This window comes from Flavobacterium sp. RSP49 (assembly GCF_003968735.1).
GTDB lineage: Bacteria > Bacteroidota > Bacteroidia > Flavobacteriales > Flavobacteriaceae > Flavobacterium.
On record NZ_RYDN01000005.1, the window covers coordinates 54,826 to 75,525 of the forward strand.

General features: G+C 34.0%; 20 protein-coding genes. 4 read left to right on the forward strand and 16 right to left on the reverse strand.

The annotated features are described in order from the left end of the window. Window positions 1-39 precede the first annotated feature (39 nt). The 6 genes from EKM02_RS04280 to EKM02_RS04305 form a co-directional block, all read right to left on the reverse strand. Window positions 40-924: a DUF4835 family protein gene (locus EKM02_RS04280; protein ID WP_126452438.1), complete on the reverse strand. Its 885-nt coding sequence runs from the start codon at window positions 922-924 to the stop codon at window positions 40-42. 69 nt (window positions 925-993) lie between these two features. Then, window positions 994-2,211 (reverse strand): bifunctional phosphopantothenoylcysteine decarboxylase/phosphopantothenate--cysteine ligase CoaBC, encoded by a 1,218-nt coding sequence (gene coaBC, locus EKM02_RS04285; protein ID WP_126452440.1) that lies wholly within the window; start codon window positions 2,209-2,211, stop codon window positions 994-996. Window positions 2,212-2,219: 8 nt separating this feature from the next. Next, a complete protein-coding gene (locus tag EKM02_RS04290; RefSeq protein ID WP_026709525.1) occupies window positions 2,220-2,537 on the reverse strand; it encodes a DNA-directed RNA polymerase subunit omega in 318 nt (105 codons plus the stop codon). A gap of 8 nt (window positions 2,538-2,545) precedes the next feature. After that, window positions 2,546-3,346 carry an outer membrane protein assembly factor BamD gene (locus EKM02_RS04295; protein ID WP_126452442.1) on the reverse strand — a complete coding sequence of 267 codons (801 nt, stop codon included), beginning with the start codon at window positions 3,344-3,346 and terminating at the stop codon, window positions 2,546-2,548. Between the two features lie 175 nt (window positions 3,347-3,521). Further along, on the reverse strand, window positions 3,522-4,403 hold the full coding sequence (gene dapA / locus EKM02_RS04300) for a 4-hydroxy-tetrahydrodipicolinate synthase (protein ID WP_126452444.1): 882 nt from the start codon (window positions 4,401-4,403) through the stop codon (window positions 3,522-3,524). Window positions 4,404-4,409: 6 nt separating this feature from the next. Further along, the gene (locus EKM02_RS04305; protein WP_126452446.1) at window positions 4,410-4,928 is read right to left on the reverse strand and encodes a DUF6913 domain-containing protein; all 519 of its coding nucleotides are present in this window, start codon (window positions 4,926-4,928) and stop codon (window positions 4,410-4,412) included. A gap of 47 nt (window positions 4,929-4,975) precedes the next feature. On the opposite strand from EKM02_RS04305, the gene EKM02_RS04310 reads away from it, so the two are divergent. Both EKM02_RS04310 and EKM02_RS04315 read left to right on the forward strand, forming a co-directional pair. Then, on the forward strand, window positions 4,976-5,785 hold the full coding sequence (locus EKM02_RS04310; protein WP_126452448.1) for a 5'-nucleotidase C-terminal domain-containing protein: 810 nt from the start codon (window positions 4,976-4,978) through the stop codon (window positions 5,783-5,785). 173 nt (window positions 5,786-5,958) lie between these two features. Further along, complete coding sequence (locus tag EKM02_RS04315; protein ID WP_126452450.1) at window positions 5,959-6,870, forward strand: bifunctional metallophosphatase/5'-nucleotidase; 912 nt, start codon at window positions 5,959-5,961, stop codon at window positions 6,868-6,870. 267 nt (window positions 6,871-7,137) lie between these two features. Here EKM02_RS04315 and ligA read toward each other — a convergent pair whose 3' ends face one another. From ligA to rpsF, 6 genes are all read right to left on the reverse strand, one after another. Then, window positions 7,138-9,156, reverse strand: coding sequence for an NAD-dependent DNA ligase LigA (gene ligA, locus EKM02_RS04320; RefSeq protein WP_126452609.1), 2,019 nt, complete (start codon window positions 9,154-9,156; stop codon window positions 7,138-7,140). A gap of 73 nt (window positions 9,157-9,229) precedes the next feature. Then, a complete protein-coding gene (locus EKM02_RS04325) occupies window positions 9,230-9,703 on the reverse strand; it encodes a DUF6495 family protein (protein ID WP_126452452.1) in 474 nt (157 codons plus the stop codon). A gap of 110 nt (window positions 9,704-9,813) precedes the next feature. After that, window positions 9,814-12,978 carry a carboxypeptidase regulatory-like domain-containing protein gene (locus EKM02_RS04330; RefSeq protein WP_126452454.1) on the reverse strand — a complete coding sequence of 1,055 codons (3,165 nt, stop codon included), beginning with the start codon at window positions 12,976-12,978 and terminating at the stop codon, window positions 9,814-9,816. Between the two features lie 94 nt (window positions 12,979-13,072). Next, complete coding sequence (gene rplI, locus EKM02_RS04335) at window positions 13,073-13,516, reverse strand: 50S ribosomal protein L9 (protein WP_126452456.1); 444 nt, start codon at window positions 13,514-13,516, stop codon at window positions 13,073-13,075. Between the two features lie 66 nt (window positions 13,517-13,582). Continuing rightward, window positions 13,583-13,879, reverse strand: a complete 297-nt coding sequence (gene rpsR, locus EKM02_RS04340) for a 30S ribosomal protein S18 (RefSeq protein WP_007138295.1) — start codon at window positions 13,877-13,879, stop codon at window positions 13,583-13,585. Window positions 13,880-13,884: 5 nt separating this feature from the next. Further along, window positions 13,885-14,226 (reverse strand): 30S ribosomal protein S6, encoded by a 342-nt coding sequence (gene rpsF / locus EKM02_RS04345; RefSeq protein WP_035671622.1) that lies wholly within the window; start codon window positions 14,224-14,226, stop codon window positions 13,885-13,887. Window positions 14,227-14,392: 166 nt separating this feature from the next. On the opposite strand from rpsF, the gene EKM02_RS04350 reads away from it, so the two are divergent. Beyond that, window positions 14,393-15,088: a LytR/AlgR family response regulator transcription factor gene (locus EKM02_RS04350; RefSeq protein ID WP_126452458.1), complete on the forward strand. Its 696-nt coding sequence runs from the start codon at window positions 14,393-14,395 to the stop codon at window positions 15,086-15,088. A 10-nt stretch (window positions 15,089-15,098) separates the two neighbouring features. Here EKM02_RS04350 and priA read toward each other — a convergent pair whose 3' ends face one another. The 4 genes from priA to nadC all read right to left on the reverse strand — a co-directional run bounded on the left by priA (window position 15,099) and on the right by nadC (window position 19,950). Further along, the gene (priA, locus tag EKM02_RS04355) at window positions 15,099-17,579 is read right to left on the reverse strand and encodes a primosomal protein N' (protein WP_126452460.1); all 2,481 of its coding nucleotides are present in this window, start codon (window positions 17,577-17,579) and stop codon (window positions 15,099-15,101) included. 77 nt (window positions 17,580-17,656) lie between these two features. Further along, window positions 17,657-18,085 carry a DUF2147 domain-containing protein gene (locus EKM02_RS04360; protein ID WP_126452462.1) on the reverse strand — a complete coding sequence of 143 codons (429 nt, stop codon included), beginning with the start codon at window positions 18,083-18,085 and terminating at the stop codon, window positions 17,657-17,659. 102 nt (window positions 18,086-18,187) lie between these two features. Further along, window positions 18,188-19,096 (reverse strand): YihY/virulence factor BrkB family protein, encoded by a 909-nt coding sequence (locus EKM02_RS04365; RefSeq protein ID WP_126452464.1) that lies wholly within the window; start codon window positions 19,094-19,096, stop codon window positions 18,188-18,190. Further along, a complete protein-coding gene (nadC, locus tag EKM02_RS04370; protein ID WP_126452466.1) occupies window positions 19,093-19,950 on the reverse strand; it encodes a carboxylating nicotinate-nucleotide diphosphorylase in 858 nt (285 codons plus the stop codon). Before nadC ends, EKM02_RS04365 begins: the two co-directional genes overlap by 4 nt. A gap of 285 nt (window positions 19,951-20,235) precedes the next feature. On the opposite strand from nadC, the gene EKM02_RS04375 reads away from it, so the two are divergent. Further along, window positions 20,236-20,670 (forward strand): hypothetical protein, encoded by a 435-nt coding sequence (locus tag EKM02_RS04375; protein ID WP_126452468.1) that lies wholly within the window; start codon window positions 20,236-20,238, stop codon window positions 20,668-20,670. Window positions 20,671-20,700: the final 30 nt, after the last annotated feature.

A 20,700-nucleotide genomic window follows, 5' to 3' on the forward strand; every position in this document is an offset into this window, starting at 1 on the left:
TTATTGGAACCGGCGATTAAATTAAAATCTGGCCGCTAATTAATAGTGTATCAGTGCCCATTTGCTAGAATTCAAAGGAGAAATTTTATTTAGATTATCAACTAAATCTGAAATTGTGATACTAGGACCACCTGAAAATACAGCTACAATTTCATCTGATTTAGCATCAAAAAAGACACGGGTTAAAAACGCATTAGGTCTTGAAGCATTTAACTTAGCTAAATCAATTAAAGATCCTTTTATTTTTTCTTTAGCCTCTTTTAAATCCTGATTCATCAAATCTAATCCGGAATGGTACTCAAACATCGTTTGTCGAACTTGTTTGAATGCCGGGGATAAAATATCATTTATCAAAAAATAACGGTTTTGATTTCCATCGGCCTGACTCCATCCTTTTGATCCTCCTTGTTGTGCTACATTCAAAATATTCTGAGCAGTTTCAAAATAAGGATTTCCGGATTCCATCACAAAAGTATCCGCATCCATTCCTAAAATGACATAACTGTAAAAAGAAAGAACCGAAACTAAATTAGAATCAAAACTGGTAGGGTTAAAAATTAAATTTTCAAACTCAGTATACCGAAAACTAAAATCTTTGTCGTTATAATTTAAAACTGGTGAAGTGTACGATGAATTAAAAACCGGACGGGATGATTGTACCTGGATGGTGGCTATAAATTGATCGGAATTATTAGCAGAAACAGTAATATAAATTGAGCAATTAATTTTTTCATTTTGCTTCACTGTTTGACCGGTCCAATCTGTTTTGTTTACAAACTCACTGATCGAGGTTTGCAAGGTTTTAAAAACTTGTTGATTGGTAACACTCAATCGCTGTGCATCAACTGTTACAGTACAATTCAATTGTTGTGCTTGGACACCTCCAAAAATAAAAAGCAGCAAAAAAGTAAATATTTTATTCATCTGTAGATTTCTGTTTTTTTATCTGTCACCATAAATCACAACCGTTATTACCTCATAGAGTGTCATGTACTACCTTAGTTTTTCAAAATGCGCTATTACTTTATTTAGTATATCATCCGCAACAGCCTCTTTCGATTTTAATTCCATTGGTTCAAGATTAAAAAACTGGTCTATAAAAGTAACTTTATTCGTTGGTTTTCCAAAACCGGCACCCTGATCTTGAAGGGAATTCAAAACGATCAAATCTAAGTTTTTTTTCTGAATTTTCAGCTTTGCATTTTCGATTTCATTTTCTGTTTCTAAAGCAAAACCAATCAGAAACTGATTTTTCTTCAGCGTTCCCAAAGAAGCTAAAATATCCTTGGTTTTCTCGAGTTCAATTACAAAATTATCAGCTGCCTTTTTAATTTTTTGTTTAGCTACATTCTTGGGCTTATAATCCGCAACTGCTGCTGCTGCAATGGCGACATCTACATCACCGTACCTCTGGTGGCAGGCTAGATACATCTCTTCGGCAGAGACTACATTAATAACTTCAATCAAGGGATTTGAAACTGTAAAAAGCGTTGGTCCACTTACTAAAAATACTGAAGCACCTAGATTAGCAGCGCTAATTGCTATATCAAAACCCATTTTACCTGAAGAATGATTTCCTATAAAACGCACGGGATCGATTGCTTCATAAGTAGGACCAGCAGTAATTAATATTTTTTTTCCTTTAAGAGGTAATTTATTGTTTAAATCCGCCTCAATAAAAGCCACTATATTCTCTGGTTCCGCCATTCTGCCTTCTCCGGACAATCCACTTGCCAATTCGCCTGTTTCGGCAGGAATTATTGTATTACCAAATTGTGTCAAAGAGGAAAAATTAGCAATAGTTGAAGGATGTTTGTACATATCTAAATCCATTGCAGGAGCAAAATACACGGGACATTTTGCGGATAAATAGGCTGCAATCAATAGATTATCACAAATACCATTTGTCATTTTAGACAATGTATTTGCTGTAGCTGGCGCAATAATCATCAAATCAGCCCAAAGTGCCAATTCAACATGATTGTTCCATTTTTCATCTTCATTGTCTTGGTTATAAAAACTAGAATAAACCGGATTTTTGGATAACGTAGATAATGTAAGAGGGGTTACAAAATCCTTAGAAGCAGGTGTCATTATCACTTGGACATGTGCACCTGCTTTTATGAAAAGTCGTACTAATGAAGCGGTTTTATAGGCTGCAATTCCACCAGAAATTCCTAGTAAAATTTTCTTACCGTTTAAAACTGACATAGCATTTATTATTTATTAGAGTCTCTGTGGTAAATTTTACCATCTAACCATTCTTGAACTGCTAAAGCGTGTGGTTTGGGCAGTTTTTCGTAAAATTTTGAAACCTCAATTTGTTCTTTGTTTTCAAAAACTTCTTCAAGACTGTCATTATATGTTGCAAACTCTTCTAATTTCTCTGTCAATTCTTTTTTAATTTCTGAATTGATTTGGTTTGCTCTTTTAGCCATAATGGTTATTGCTTCATACACATTACCAGTAGGTTCTTCAATAACAGTTTTATTGTATGTTATTGTATTTACTGGAGCATTCGTCTTTTTTAAATCCATGGCTTTATTTATTTAGTAAATTTTTGTAAATCTTTTTCTATTTGAGCTAACATTTGGTTCGCTACTTTTATATATTTCGTTTCAGCATTAAATTTTATCAAATTAGCTTGCGCTGTTTTAGCAACATTCAACCGTTCTTCCATTTTTGCAGGAACACTGTTTATTGCCAGTTGGTAAGCTGAATCTAACTTAAAAAACAATGCGTCCTCTTTTAAAGGTGTTCCTGGATAATCTGCAACAAAATTATCTAAAGCAATTATCGCTGATTTGAAATCAGAAATTGTATGGTATCCTTTAGCATTTTCAAATACTTTTTTTTGTATTTTCTCGCTAAGCATTTTAACGGAAGCATTGGCATCAGCCAGATATTCTGAGTTTGGATAACTATCAATAAACAGTTGTAATTTATCGAGTGCTTTGTTCGTGTCCGTTTGATCTAAACTATAAGAAGGAGAAAGCATCGAGTAACTTTTTGCCCCTAAATAAGCTGCTTCTTGTATTTTTTCACTTTTAGGATATCCTGAAACAAAGCTTTCAAATTGATATCCTGCTAAATAATATTGCTTTGTCTTGTAATAGGATTGCGCAAACATATAAAACAATTTTTCTGCTTGAGGCTTTCCTCTGTATGCTGGGCCAATCTGCTCAAAAATACGAATTGCTTTAGAAAATTTTCCAGCATCATATAATTTAGTCGCCATTTCAAATTTGACAGCTACATCTTCGGTTTTTAGTGCTCTTTGGTATTCGTTACAAGAACTAAAAAAAACTACAAGAAGCAATAGAGATATTATTTTTTTACTCAACATTTAATATTGTTTTTTAGATTTCTTGAATCTTTGATTTCATTTTTTTACTTTTTTCATGATTCCTTTGGCTGAAACAACCTACCAAATCACACCGAAGTTTCGCTGGCAAATTTAGTTATTAATTTAGCGACTTCAAAATATATTTTTTGTTTAAAAAAATGCTACTTTTTCATCCTTATTTATTCATTTTTTTTACAAACTGATCAATTCTATTTGCTAGTGAATCATCTACTTTTACCAGTGGCAAACGCACTGTGTTTTCAGTAATACCTAGTGAAAGAAAGACTTGTTTGATTCCTGCTGGATTTCCCTGCTCAAAAATCATGTCAATACAATCTGATAAAAGATACTGTGTTTTGAACGCTTCATCTGTCTTTCTGTTCAAGCCCAATCGAATCATTTCAGAAAATTCTTTAGGGAAACCTTGACCAATAACTGATATCACACCTGCTCCACCTGCTAAAACCATTGGTAAAGCTATCATATCATCACCGGAAATTACAAGAAAATCTTTTGGTTTGTTTTTCAATAATTGCATTGCCTGAACAAGATCTCCTGCTGCTTCCTTTATGGCTACGATATTTTCAAAATCATTTGCCAAACGCAAAACAGTCGAAGGCAACATATTACTTGCCGTTCTTCCCGGAACATTATATAAAATCACTGGAATGGGAGAGGCTTCAGCAACAGCCTTGAAATGCTGGTAAATCCCTTCCTGAGTAGGTTTGTTATAGTACGGAGAAACGGAAAGTATTGCCGTAAACGCAGTTAAATCTCTTGTTTTTAACTCCTCGACAACTTTTAAGGTATTATTACCTCCTACTCCAAGCACTAAGGGCAAAGTGCCATTATTAGCTTCGATTACAGTACGGATGACCAATTCTTTTTCCTCTGGAGACAAAGTAGCATTTTCTGCAGTGGTACCCAATACTACCAAGTATTCAATTCCTCCATCGATAGAAAAATGTACAATTCTTTTTAAAGCTTCGGTATCTATTGAAAAATCTTGTTTAAAAGGAGTTACAAGAGCAACACCTGTTCCTATTAATAATTGCATATTATTTTATATTTTGTTTAATAATTTTAAATATTTGAATAACTCACTTGAAAAAATACGGTAACTATTAACCTCTGTTTTAATCATGAAATGATTTAATCTTTGGTCTATGGATGAAAAACCAACCTTGAATTGTGCTTTTGAATTATGGGTAACTTGCAATAAAATCGCTTTTTCTATATCGTAATAGCTTATTAATAAATCGAATTTTTCATTGCTAAAAGCATTAACCTCCGTGGATGCAATTTGTCCTTTCCAATTGAGATCTCGAGCACTAAATATAGGATATTTTTTTTCGCTAATTTGTTTTAATTTATCGTTATAAACAATAATTTTGATATTTTCAGGCAAAATTCCATAGGATAAAATTTCCTTTACCAGCAATTCAGTCTCAGCAAAACCAGTAGTATCAACGACTAAACCAATTGTTTGCACACCAGCCACAGATCCATTACTTTTTAAATTTTGAAAGCTGTTTTTTAATGTTTTTTTTACAAAAAAATTCTTTATATAATTTAAAAACATAGTACTTTTACTTGATTACAAAATTAATTAATTAAGTTGCATTTAAAATGGTAAATCTAAAAAAGTATAACGACGTTTCTAAACTTTTTGTTATATTCTTAACATTTTTATTTGTTGCTTCGTGCAGCAAACAAAATTACTATGTTACTAAAATTGAAGGAAAACGAATTCCTGTCACTGAAAAAGAAAATCAAGTCTCTATTACAGACCCCATAGGAAAACAAGCCCTGCAAATTGAAAATTTCATCAAACCGTATCGGGAACACATCAATAAAGATTTAGATAGTGTCCTTGCGTATTGTCCGGAAACATTAGACAAGAGTTCTGGAAAATGGCAAACTACAATTGGTAATCTGATGGCCGATGTCACATTAAAACGAGGTAATGTTGTGTTTCAAGCTAGAGAAAAAAAGAATATCGACATTTGTTTGCTGAATAGCGGAGGGATTCGCTCTATACTTCCAAAAGGGAATGTCACCGCCCGAACGGCTTTTGAAATTATGCCTTTTGAAAACAGTCTGGTCGTTATTGCGCTAAAAGGAGAACAAATCCTTGAAATCGTTTCCTACTTTATTGCTGAAAAAAAACCGCATCCATTAGCTGGATTAACTTTTACTATTGACAAAAACAATCTTCCAAAAAATATATTGGTTCAAGGAAAACCTGTTCAGCAAGAAACTATTTATTATGTAGGAACCAATGATTATTTATCAAATGGTGGTGACAATATGAATTTCTTTAAAAAAGGAGTTCAAAAATTTGATTTAGAGTACAAACTACGAAATATACTGATTGATTATTTTAAAGAAGTGGATACTATTCCTGTGATAAATGATGTTCGGATTACGGTTGAATAAAAAAGGGTAATAAACAATCCAAAGTAATTTTGAAAACATAAAGCATAGCCCCGATTAAAGTGAAAATCCTTTTTTATCGTTTTCTAACGATAAAAAAGATTGCAACGAAAAGCGGGAAATAGCTCCTGATTGCTTCGTTCCTCGCAATGACAATTGGATTCAAATAAATAAAAATGAAAAGAAGAGAATTTATTGAGAAAACAGCTGCTGGATCAGCTTTATTAGGTTTAGGTGTATCCTTGAGCAGTTTTGAGTGGTCTAAAACCAAACAACTAACAATTTTACACACCAATGATGTGCACAGTTATATTGATCCTTTCCCAGCAGATCATCCCAGAAATGCTAATATGGGCGGTGTGGCCCGAAGAGCCGCTTTGATTGAAACGATTCGGAAAGAAAATCCAAATGTATTATTGCTGGATGCAGGCGATATTTTTCAGGGAACCCCTTATTTTAATTATTACGGAGGTGAATTAGAATTCAAATTGATGAGCATGATGGAGTACGACGCTTCTGCAATAGGGAATCATGATTTTGACAATGGTGTAGAAGGTTTGCATGCGCAAATGCCACACGCTAAATTTGAGTTCCTATCTGCCAATTATGATTTTAAAAACACGGTGATGGATGGTTTTGTAAAACCCTATAAAATATTCAACAAAAACGGAATAAAAGTAGGTGTTTTTGGACTCGGGATAGAGCTTGCTGGCTTAGTAGACAAGGCAATGTATAAAGAAACGGTGTACAATGATCCGATTGAAACGGCTCAAGATATGGTTCGGATTTTAAAGAAAGAGCAGCAATGTGATATCATAATTTGTTTGTCTCATTTAGGGTATAAATACAGAGACGAACCTGCCAAAATATCTGATTTAAAATTGGCCGAGCTGACTCAAGATATAGATTTGATTATTGGTGGACATACCCATACTTTTCTGGACAAACCAACGGTTATAAAAAATCTTGTAGGCAAAGAAGTTTTAGTAAATCAGGTAGGTTGCTACGGAATTAATCTGGGAAGAATTGATTTTTATTTCGATAACAATAAAGCAAAAGCTTTTGAAGGAAAATCGATCATAGTGTAACTGTAATCGATTTTTTCTATGAAATTAAACCATTAATACCAATTATTTTTTGAACAAAACCAACCGGTATTCTATTCATTGTTTATTTTTAAGTCCGGATTTAAACTTTGGGCATTAATTCCAAATTTATAAAAACAGATTAGCGTGCTATAAATAAGACCAATTGTTTAATAACATAGAACATTACTGTGTAAAAACACCTTTACAAGAATTTCAAACAATACATCAAAAAACAGACAACTAATATTCATGCAAAAAAATATATTTTTAATCAGTCTCTGCAGTAGAACTATGAATTAAATTGATAAAATCATCCTCTGAAATTATTGGGACATTTAGTTTATTGGCTTTATCTAATTTAGCAGGCCCCATATTGTCTCCAGCTACAACATAATCCGTTTTTGCTGAAATAGAATTCCCTATTTTGCCTCCATTATCTTCAATTGCTTTTTTCAAATCGTCTCTGGAAAATTTCTCAAAAACTCCTGAAACTACAAAAGTCTTTCCTGAAAGTTTATCCGTGGCATTTAGATTTATTTTTTCGAAAATTTCAAATTGTACGCCATGTTCTTTTAATCTTTCAATTATAATTCTGTTTTCTTGATTTTCGAAAAAATCAATTACGCTTTGTGCAATTCGGTCTCCAATTTCATCCACTAAAATCAAATCCATCAAAGTCGCCTGACCCAAGGTATCAATGTTTTTATAATGTTTAGCCAATTTCTTCGCTACTGTTTCTCCTACAAAGCGAATTCCAAGTGCGAACAAAACGCGTTCGAAAGGAATATTTTTCGAATTAGCGACACCATTCACTAAATTTTCAGCCGATTTTTGTGCCATTCGCTCCAATGGTAAAATCTGATCTACCGTCAATTCATATAAATCGGCATAATTATGCACTAATCCATTATTAAAAAGTAAAGCTATCGTTTCTCCGCCAAGACCTTCAATATCCATGGCTTTTCTAGAAATAAAATGCTGAATTCTTCCAATGATCTGCGGTGGGCAACCATAAAAATTTGGACAATAATGATTGGCTTCACCTTCAATTCTCACTAATTTTGTATTGCATTCCGGGCAATGGCTAATGTATTTTGTAGGCTCCGAGACATCGGATCGTTTTGTTAAATCGACTGCTATAATTTTGGGAATAATCTCTCCTCCTTTTTCTACAAAAACAGTATCTCCTTCACGAATATCTAGCTTTTCTATTTGATCTGCATTGTGTAAAGAAGCCCTTTTTACAATGGTTCCAGCTAATTGAACGGGTTCAAGGTTAGCCACGGGAGTTATAGAACCAGTGCGTCCTACCTGATACGAAATAGAATTTAATTTTGTTGAAACTTGTTCTGATTTGAATTTATAAGCGATGGCCCAACGAGGCGATTTAGCAGTAAAACCCAGTTCCTCTTGATAATGAAAAGAATTTATTTTAACTACTACGCCATCCGTTTCATAAGGAAGAGTATGTCTGTGTGTGTCCCAATGATTAATGAAGTCAAAAACTTCTTCTAGATTATGAGCCAATTTTGCTTCTTTGGGTGCTTTAAAACCCCAATTTCTTGCCGTTTCTAATCCTTCAAATTGCGATTTAAAAGGCAAATTATTGCCAATTAAAAAATATAACAAACAATCCAAAGGTCGTTTTGCCACTTCAGCACTATCTTGCAATTTTAGACTTCCTGAAGCCGTATTTCGAGGATTTGAATAGGGAGTTTCTCCAATTTCTATTAGTTCCTGATTCATTTTTTCGAAACCGGCAAAAGGCAAAATTATTTCACCGCGAACGTCAAATGTCGCAGGGAAATTTCCTTTAAGCTTGAGCGGAATTGATTTTATGGTTTTAATATTATTAGTCACATCGTCCCCTTGAAAACCATCGCCACGCGTAATAGCACGTTTTAATTTTCCGTTTTCATACGTAATACTGATAGAAGCTCCATCGTATTTTAACTCGCAGGTGTATTCTAATGGAACATCTCCTAAAACCTTTTGAACACGTTTTTCCCAATCGATTAATTCTTCTTTGGAATAGGAATTATCCAAAGAATACATGCGGTGTTGGTGTGGTACGGTTTGAAAATTTTTCGTTATCGTTCCTCCTACTCGTTGCGTAGGAGAATTTTCATCGAAGTATTCCGGACATTGACCTTCCAACTCTTGTAGTTTTTTTAATTTCAAATCAAAATCATAATCAGAAATTATTGCATTATCTAACACATAATAATTATAGTTGTGCTGATTTAATTCCTCCCTTAATTTTTGAATTGTATTCTGAATATCCATAGAAAATAAATTGGCCATTTTAGTTTTGAAAAAGTGTACTAAAATAACCAATTAAAAATAAATAGCAATACAATTACGATGCTATAATAGTATTTATTTGTTGGTACAATAGACCATCACTCAAAAACGAACCTTGCTGTATTAATTCAAAAATTGAAGAATTTCGTTCTTCTGTAAACTCTTTTTTACCCACTTTCATTTCAATAGTATCCGTAAACATATTATCGCTAAGCCATTGCAATCCTTGTTTGGTCAAGAAATCAGTTTCTGGAACTAAAGATTTCAAGACAATTGATTGCACATGAGTATCAAAACAATGAAAAAGGAAAATATGATTTTTAGAAAAATGTTCTAAGTAGGTTGCTTTTGAAAGTACTCCTTCCCAAACCAAATCAGAAAACACATCTAATTCTTGTTCGGCAACTTCCGGTTTTTCTGCTTTTATTTTATCCCACTCGGCTTTATCGATAGTCTGCGTTGCTAAAAAAGTACTGAATTCCTGATTCAATTCCTCAAATTGTTCTTTTGTTAATCTTGAGTATTTCATTATTGCGTTTTAATATTTAACTTTTGTTTTTTAGCTATTTTTTGAATTTATAAAACAAAAAAAGCCCTCTCAAACGAGAGGGCAAATTTAATCTATATTTTTATCTTTTTTTAGAAAATATATCTAATTCCAAACTGTGCCTGCCATCTTGATAATAAACTTGCATCATAGTTGAAGGTTTTGGTTTGAGTACCGTTAAAAGTATAGGTTGGTATTTTTGTAGTTTGATCAACAGATACTCCAATTGGCTGTACACTTGTTGGTACTTGAACCAATCCCCAATCCGAATTAATCAAATTACCCAAGTTCAGTACATCAATACTAAATTGGATGGTATTCGTTTTATTAGAAGCTGAAGAAATTTTAAAATTATAATCTTGCATTATTTTAAAATCCCATTTTCCTCTCCATGGAGACAACGCACCATAACGCGCTGCGTACTGACCTCTTCTATCACTCAAATAGTTATCCTGCTTGATAAAGGCATCAAATGCGGCACCTTGACTAACTCCTCCTGTAAATAGCATAGTACTTATTTCGGCTGAAGTTGGTATATAAATTAAATCATTTAAATCAGATCCATCATTATTTATATCGCCTCCATACGTATAATTAAAACGGCCTCCTTGTGCGTATTCAAAGAAAGTCGATACAGTAGTAGCCCATTTATCATTAGTACCATACTTCCATTTTTTTGAAGCTACGCCTATAAAACGGTGCGTATCGCCATACTTAGAATCAGATAAAACTGCATCATTCACATTTCCTAATGCTGGATTAAATCTAAAAGCATCACCCGTAATTTCTGCTTCAATAGAATTAACATCCTGTGACTTCAAATAGTTGTAAGCTAAACTTGCGAACAATCCATTGTCAAAAGTCTTTTGTACTTTGATAGAAGAGTTGAATGCACTTCCTTTATTGGTATTCGTCAATACATATCCATTAGTTCTCGCCGGAAAACCATAATCTGTCCAAGTACCATAATCCGCACTACCGTATATTGCTCTATTATCAACACCTGTCAATTGACTTGTTGGTCTTTTTAACCCCCAATTTTGTATATGAACCCCATTTAAATCTTTATTATAAGACATGTCTATGGTTACAATATAATTATTTTCGAATTTGTGATCAAATCCTAAACTCGTTCTCCAAACCTGTGGAAATTTAAAATCTTCGTCTACTACTTGATAGAAAAATGGATCTATACCGCCTACTTGATTTCCAATCCATACAAAAGGAAGTTTACCGGTGAAAATTCCAGTACCTCCGCGCAACTGTTGTTTTTTATCTCCATTAATATCCCAATTGAAGCCAACTCTTGGTGACCAAAGTAAATTATTATTAGGTAATTTAGTTGAATCAAAATTCTTTACACTTCCATCAGCTGGGTTGTAATAATCAATATTTGGCAAATATCCTTCTGAATTATCTGTATCAATAAATTTTTGAGCTAATTCAGATGTATTGAAATACAATGGTTTATCAGCTCTTAATCCATAAATTAATTTAAAATTATCACTGATATTCCATTCATCCTGAACGTAAAAAGCTAATTGTCCTACTGTCGTTTCAGCTAAATTCCAACCCCCATCAACACCGTCTTTCAATGCATTTTTTGTGTCAAAAGTTGTTTGTGCGTTTTTTATTGCAGTGCTGTAATAACCATTTGCAATATTCGCATCAAAACCAGCCATATTTGTACTTCCAAAAACATCAAAACCATAACCTTTTAAGTTAAATGAATTTTTAAAAATGAACTTTTCGAATGAGAAGCCTACTGTATAGGTATGATTTCCTCTGACAATATTTAAATTATCAGTAATTTGAATTACTTTTTGATCTAATTTATTATTGATAGAGAAAGGCTCATGACCTGCTATAATGTAAGGAGAACCATCTTTAGTGATAGTAATTACCGGCGCAGGAGTAGAAAAAGGATTTCTAAAATCATTAAAATGAGTATAACCCGCTTGTAATTTATTAGAAACCGTCTCACTAAATTTAGAATTTAATTCTACTAAAAAAGAGCTAATTTGGTTGTTAATTTGGTACCCTGAATTTTCAAATTGTAACGTATTTGCATCAATTCCTCTACGAATAATAGCAGTAGGATGTGCAGGCTTATCTTTTGAAGCATCTAAAAAATTATAAATAACAGCTAGTTTATGGTTGTCATTAATATTCCAATCCAACTTTACAATTCCTTTACTTGAATTAGAATTATGTGTAAATCCTTGATAAGCACCTGTATTATAACCTAGCTTTCCTAACTCAGTAGATACATGCATTAAATCAGTTTCTAATACTCTGGATTCATTCACTCCAGTAGTTCCATTTCCATCATTAGCAACAAAATTTGATCCTGAATCGCTTCTTTTATCAATTTCAAAATTGGTAAAGAAAAACAATTTGTTTTTAACAATTGGACCACCAAGACTAAAACCGGTTTGTGTTTGCTCTAATGCGGGCACAAATATTTTTTCTCCTTTAATTTTACTACCTGTCATATCCTGATTTCTATAAAAACTATAGGCAGTACCATGGAATTCATTTGATCCTGATTTAGTGACTGCATTTACAGAAGCTCCAGTAAAACCTGATAATGTAACATCATAAGGAGCGGTGGCAACTTGAATTTGTTCGATTGCATCCAATGAAATAGGCTGAGAGCCGGTTTGTCCACCCGGAGTTGCTGCATCTAAACCAAAAGGATTGTTAAAAATAGCACCATTAAGCGAGTAACTATTGTATTGATCGTTTCTACCTCCAAAAGAACCTCCACTTGCTGTTGGTTCTAAACGGGTAAAATCATCAGCTGATCTTGAAATAGATGGCAATGCTGATAATTCTCGTCGACCGATTGTGGTTTCTGCACCAGTTCTTCCACTTTGAAAAACTCTATTTTTAGAACCAACTACTTTTACTTCGTCTAAATTCTGACTTTCATCTTTCAAGACAACATCTAAACTGAATACTTTACCTAAATCAAGGTAAACATCATTGTATTCTTCACTTCTATATCCTACATAGGATACGACAATTTTGTAAGGACCACCAATTCTCATATTCAACATACTGATTCTTCCATCCGCATTGGATAAAGCGGAATACTTAGAACCTGTAGGAATATGAATCGCCTGAACCGTCGCTCCGGGAAGCGTCTCATTGTCAGAACCTCGCACAATCCCTTTGATACTAGAAGTTGTAGTTTGCCCAATGGCAGCACTGAAACTGCATAAAATTAATAATAAAGTAATGATTCTTTTCATTTGTTTAAATTTGTTATTTGTGATGCAAAATTAAACAAAAAAAAATCACTCCTAAGAGTGATTTTAATAATGTATTAACAAAATGTTAACAAATTTATGCTTTTTCAGCAATAATTTCATAAGGCAATTCTATAATTACATCTCTGTGTAATCGCACGGTAGCAGCATATTTCCCTGTACGTTTTACGATTCCGCTTGTAATGAATTTTCTGTCAATTACTTGACCACCTTTAACTAAAGCTGCAGCGATATCAATATTTGTGATTGAACCAAATAGTTTTTCACCTCCTGCTTTTGCGAAGATCTTAATTTCGATCGCTTTCAAAGCTTCTGCTAAGGCTTGCGCATCTGCAACTACTTTAGCTTCTTTATGAGCTCTTTGTTTTAGGTTTTCAGCTAATACTTTCTTTGCAGAAGATGTTGCTAAATGAGCGTGTCCTTGTGGAATTAGAAAATTACGTCCGTATCCGTTTTTTACAGAAACGATATCATCTTTAAATCCTAAATTTTGAACGTCTTGTCTTAAAATAAGTTCCATGTTGTTGTCCTTTTATATAGAAGTTAGGTTTCGTATTTCAGAAAACCAACAACTGTTAATTTTTTATTATTTTAGTAAATCAGCCACATATGGCATTAATGCTAAGTGACGTGCTCTTTTTACAGCAACAGACACTTTTCTTTGGTACTTCAATGAAGTTCCTGTTAAACGACGAGGAAGTATTTTTCCTTGCTCATTAACAAATTTCAATAAGAAATCAGCATCTTTATAATCAATATATTTTATGCCTGATTTTTTGAAACGACAATACTTTTTAGTTTTGTTTGTTTCTATATTTAAAGGCGTAAGATATCTAATATCACCGTCTTTTTTTCCTGAAGCTGATTGTTGTAATGTTGCCATAATAATTAAGCTTTTGTAGATTTTAATTTAGTTCTTCTTCTTTCAGCCCACGAAATAGCATGTTTATCAAGACTTACAGTCAAGAAACGCATTACTCTTTCGTCACGTCTAAATTCAGTTTCAAAAGCAATAAGCACTTCTCCAGCTACCTTGAATTCGAATAAATGGTAAAAACCACTTTTTTTGTTTTGAATTTCGTACGCCATTTTTTTTAGGCCCCAGTCTTCTTTCGACACCATTTCTGCTCCTCTACTAGTAAGAAAATCTTCAAATTTGCTTACTGTTTCCTTTACCTGGACTTCAGATAAAACGGGATTTAAAATGAAAACAGTTTCATAATGATTCATAAATATAAATTTATTTGTTATTTGGGTGCAAAAGTAATCAATATTTTTTGTTTCACAAATCTTATTTCGTTTTTTTGCTCTACATTTAAAAAAATCGATAAAATTATTTTTTTTTGTAAATAAAAAAGTAGTAGATTTACTTAACAAAATCTAATACTGAAATTTTATGAAACTAAACTGTGTTATAGTTGATGATAGTTCTATCCAGAGGATGATTATTACAAAGTTAGTTAATATTCATCAAAATTTACACCTAATAGCAGATTTTTCTAACGCCATAGAAGCAAAAAGCTGTATGTCTGTTCACAATGTAGACTTAATATTTCTAGACATAGAAATGCCAGTGATCAGTGGTTTTGATTTTCTAGATGGCTTAAAAGTAAAACCTCAAATTATTTTCATTACTTCCAAGGCAGAATACGCCATGAAAGCGTTTGATTATGACGCAACAGACTACCTTCAAAAACCAATTACAATTGATCGATTTAACGCCTCTGTCAAAAGAGCCATTGATTTTCACTTACTCAAAAAAGAGAATAAAGAAGATGAAGGCGAGCATATTTTTATAAAAAGTAATTTGAAAAAATTGAAAATTTTTACTTCAAAAATAAAATGGATTGAAGCCTTTGGAGATTATGTCAGAGTCGTTACTGAAGAGGACAGTAATCTGGTCCTCTCTACAATGAAATCTTTTGAAAATGATCTGTCCAAAGATAAATTTGTCAGAGTTCATAAATCTTATATTATTAATATCGATAAGGTAGAACGCTTCAATAGCAAATATGCCGAAATTGGGATGACGAAAATTCCTTTGAGCCGACACAAAAAAGAAGATCTAGTACGAGCCCTTTCCTTTTCTTAATTCCCATTAATCAATAAAAATCTACATTTGAAGTTACTTTTATAGCTCTGAACTGAGCAACAGCCTCAAAACTATTTAGCATTTTCTGAATCGTTCTCTTCGTGTTCCCAATAGACACATTTTGAGGTATTTTGATAATAATCATACGAATGTATTCGTTTCTAATCCTGCTGATAGCCGGTTCTTCCGGACCCAATACTGGCATATTTAAGTTTTGACTTATCACTTGATACAGCCACATAGCACCTTCCTTTAACTTATCAAAATCACGTTGTTTTAGCGTTAGTTTTATAAGCCTGAAATACGGTGGATATTTATAAATTTGTCGGTCATACAATTGTTCGTTATACATTCCACAATAATCGTTCTTAGTCACTTGTTGTATTGTATTGTGACTGGGATTGTAGGTTTGTATGATCACTTTCCCTTGTTTTTGAGAACGTCCTGCTCTACCGGCAACCTGAGTCATCATCTGAAAACTTCTCTCAAAAGCCCTAAAATCAGGATGATATAACATATTATCCGCATTCATTATTCCTACTAAACTCACGTTGTCAAAATCCAACCCTTTGGCCAGCATTTGGGTCCCTACTAATATGTCCATTTCTCTGTTCTTAAAACTATCAATGATTTTTTCGAAACCAAATTTTCCTCGGGTCGTATCCTGATCCATTCTCCCTATTTTTGAATTTGGAAAAATAGACAGTAATTCTTGTTCAATTTGTTCGGTTCCAAAGCCTTTTGTAGTCAAATCAACACTAAAACATTCGTGACAATGAGTAGGTTTAGCCATGGTGTATCCACAATAATGACAACGCAACTGGTTTTTATGCTTGTGATAGGTCAAACTTACGTCGCACTGTTGGCATTGAGGTACATGACCGCAAGTGACACATTCAATTACAGGAGAATATCCTCTGCGGTTTTGAAACAAAATCACTTGTTCTCCTAAAGACAACGCGTTTGTAATTTCTTCAATTAAAACGTCACTAAAATGTCCTGTCATTTTTTTTCGAAAGTATTTGTCTTTCAAATCCACCAATTCAATATTGGGCATCCTGACATTCCCGAAACGTTCCGAAATTTCGACCAGGCCAAATTTATCTGATTTGGCATTAAAATACGTTTCTATACTTGGCGTAGCAGAACCCAAAAGCACTTTTGCCTTGTGTGAATGTGCTAAAACTATAGCCGCATCCCGGGCGTGATATCGCGGAGCCGGATCTGCCTGCTTGAAGGTTTGCTCGTGTTCTTCATCTACAATTATGAACCCTAAATTATTAAAAGGCAAAAACAACGCTGACCTCGCTCCAATTACCACTTGTGCTTTCTCAGAATTTTGCAAAACTTGATTCCACACTTCAATCCGTTCATTATTGCTGTATTTCGAATGAAACACCGCTACTTTATTTCCAAAATAACTTCTTAATCGGCCTACTAATTGAGTCGTCAAGGCAATTTCAGGTAGTAAATACAGGATTTGTTTTCCCGTTGCCAAATATTCTTCAATGAGTTTGATGTAAATTTCCGTTTTTCCACTGGATGTTACTCCGTGTAATAAACAGACTTCTTTTAGAATAAAACGATCTTTAATTTCTTCGAAAGCAGCTTGTTGTGCCTGACTCAACTGTAATTCTTCGTCACGAATTTTTCCGTTGAAATGTACTCTGTCTTCCTGCAAAAAATAATCTTCGAATATTTCTTTCTCGATTAAAGCTTTAACAATTGCCGAAGAAGAATTAGCTTGCTCCACTAATTTTTTTACGGTAATGGGTTTAGCTCCGTTCTTTTCGGCCTCGCCTTGGGACTTTTGCGTTGCGCTCAATTGAAAATAGTGCATTACAACTTCCTTTTGTTTGTTGGCATTTTTCAGCGTCTCAAGTAATTCGCTTAAGCCTTGATTGGATTCGTATTTAGGGTGTAGCCGCACGTAGCGAACTAATTTAGGTTTGTAGCTTTCCTCTATTTCTTCCTGAAGCACCAAGATGTTCTTATCAACTAGTTTTTGAATAACGGGAAAGATATTTTTCTTGTTTAAAATAGCAATAATATCTTGAATTTTTAGCGAATTCTGCTGTTGCAAAGCTTCGTAAACCAGGAACTCATCATCCGAAAGAAGATTGGTATCCACAAATAAATTCGTTTTTTGAGAAATCAGGGTTTCGCTTTCCAGCAAAAGAGCACTTGGCATGGCACCACGATACACATCTCCAATGGCACACATATAATAGGAAGCGATCCACTGCCAATGTGCAATCTGGATTTCAGTTACGATGGGCTTTTCATCCAGAATTTGATGGATTTCCTTCGCATCATACAACTCTGGTTTGTTTTGATGAGTTTCAATAACTAAAGCCGTAAAAATTTTACTTTTTCCAAAAGGAACAGCTACCCGCATTCCTTTTTTGATGTACAGAAACTCTGTTTCGGAAACGCTATACGTGAATGTTTTAGCTAAGGAAAGAGGTAAAATTACTTCTGCAAAATACATTTATAATCAATTATGAGTTATCAATTTGAGTGATGTGTTGAATTTTTACTTTGAACCCATAGCTCCTAATTTCACACTTATTTTACTCTGTTCCAAGTTTGTGTTCTTCCAAATAAGGCCACACCAATATATCCTCGAACGTCCAGTTTATCACTACCATTCAAAACCAGAAAACATTTGTAGAGCTTCCCCGTAGTTGGATCCAAAATTTTTCCTGAATTGTATTCTTTACCATCTTTAGTAAGGCCTTTGATAATCACAAGCCCCATAATAGGCTTATTTTTTTCATCACCGGAACATGCTGTACATACACTTTTTTTCTTTTCGGAGTCTAATATGTCAACGATTTTTCCGTAAATTTTACCGGAACGTTCGTAGATTTCGACTATTGATTTGGCTTTGCCAGTTTTGTCGTCAATGGTTTTCCATTTTCCGATAACGCTATGCGTTTGTCCATAAAAGGCCATCGAAATAAATAATGCCAGAATTGTAATTGTCTTTTTCATTTTTTTTCTTTTTAGAGCCCTTATAGCCTTGAAAATCTTGCCACGGCAAGAAACGAATAGCAGGAAATAACTCTTAATTTTGATACTGTTTTGATTTGAAAATTATACTTTTTTTGCTTTCAGTTTATTTACTGTGGCATTCAATTCAAAACCCAACAGTAATATCATGCAGTTGATCCAAATATAAAACATCAAGACCAATAATGTTCCTATTGAGCCATATAATTCATTGTATTGTGAAAATTTTGTGACCCAAATTCCAAAACCGTATGAATCCAGCAGAATCAATATTGTTGTAAATATAGAGCCAATAGAGATAAAAGCTCTGTTTTTATAATATTTAGTTCCAAACTTAAAAAGTATAGATGTAGTAGTTAAAATCATCAAAATCACGAATGCATATCGTCCTAAAACAATTAGTTGCAGCTGATCGCTAAATACTGTTTTCTGTATAAATACCTCAAAAACAACAATTATTGCAACCGTTACAATTAAAAGGAAAGACAGCAATAATGACATTCCTAATGCGACTAAATACTGACGGATAAACCCTCGCTTGATCAGGACGTGTCTGGAAGATTCAAAACCTCCAAGAATTCCATTTAACCCGTTTGCCATTAATAAAATGGAGAGTAAAAACCCATAGGAAACTAATCCTGAGTGGCTGTTATTAAGAATATCATTGATGATTTTATAAATAGCATCATAGGTATTGGGCGGAACTCCATCCTTTACAAATTGAAGAAAATCATTCTGAAAACCTTCAATAGGTATATAAGGAATAAGATTTAAGATGAACAGCGCAAAAGGAAATAAGGCCATAAAAAAACTAAATGCAATTGCACTGGCGTGATAGGTCAACGCACTCTCCACAATCCCAAGTCCGTATAGTTCTAACAAATCGTATAATGACAAGCCTTCTAGCCAAGGAAGCTTGATCTTTTTTAACACATGAACCAGATTCCGAATTATCGGGATTTTTTCGAGCTTAACCTCTATCTCTTTACTCATATTGCTTTTAAACTCAAATCCATGTTGTAAACGGAATGCGTTAAGGCACCTGACGAAATATAATCGACGCCACATTCTGCATACTTGCGAATGGTATTTTTATTTATGTTTCCAGAAGATTCAGTCCGACATTTATCCCCAATCAAAGCTACTGCTTTTATCGTATCCTCATAATTAAAATTATCAATCAAAATCCGGTATATTCCTTCACTTTCGAGAATTTCTTTTATTTCAGCTAAGTTTCTGGCTTCGACAATGATTTTAAGATCCAGATTATTTTCCTTGAGGTAGGCTTTGGTTTTGGCAATGGCCAAGGTAATTCCGCCCGCAAAATCAATATGATTGTCCTTGAGCATTATCATATCGTACAAAGCATACCGGTGGTTTTCGCCACCGCCAATTTTGACCGCCCATTTCTCACAGGCCCTGAATCCCGGTGTTGTTTTGCGGGTATCGAGAATTTTTGTATTTAGCCCTGCTACTAAACGAACGTATTCTTTGGTTTTAGTTGCTATAGCTGACATTCTTTGCATTGAATTCAAAACTACACGTTCTGATTTTAAAATAGATTGTGAACTTCCCGAAACATGAAAAACAACATCTCCCTTTTTTACTGAAGTTCCATCCTCAATGAAAGTCTCTATTTGTAAGTTAGAGTCTATGTAATCAAAAATCATTTTGGCAAAAGCCACGCCTGCAATAATACCGTCCTCTTTTACCAATAATTTTGCCTTTCCTGTGGCCGATGCAGGAATACTCGCCAAAGAGCTATAATCTCCAGGGCCCACATCCTCCCGAATGGCGTTTTGTATTAGTATTTGTAACTCGTTATTGAATTGTGCTTTGCTAATCATTTTATAGAAAATTTATGGAATGCTAAGGTAGCATATATTTTATGGATTTGAAAATTTGCGGGTTGGCTTCTTTGGATAAAGAGACAAATGAATCCATTTTACCAAGGAAAAAACTAGACGTATTAAAGATTCAATTGTAGAAAACAACACAGTTCCCATACGCAATTACAGCTTTGCAAATTGATTTTAGGCTCCCTAGCTATTTAAACCCATAAATCAATTGTTTGTTTAGGGCAGTACTATTTAAAATCCTATATTTGAATTTAGTAACTAAATCACTATTTTATGAAATCTTATTTTAGCCTGCTTTTTGTATCGTCACTACTTTTTATTTCTTGTAAAGAGGAAGTAGACACACAAAATATTACCCCAACAAATATCGTTCCTTTTACTGAAGTTGGCAGACAAATGCAGAACCAATCGCAAACTGCCACTCAGCAACAACAAAATAAGGATCCTACTGCTGTTGCCACTGGCGCGAATCCAGCTCATGGTCAACCTGGTCACCGATGTGATATAGCCGTTGGTGCTCCTTTGAACTCCCCGGCTGCTACAAATGCTTCTGCTACGCCACAACAAAACGCGCCTGTTCAGGCTAATACTGTCTCAACTGCAACAACGCAAGACCAGGGAACTCCTACGGCTGAAGGAATGAATCCGCCACACGGACAAACCAATCACCGCTGTGATATTGCTGTGGGTGCTCCGTTGCCTAAATAGGAATTTGAATCCTCCTCAAAAATAAAAAAT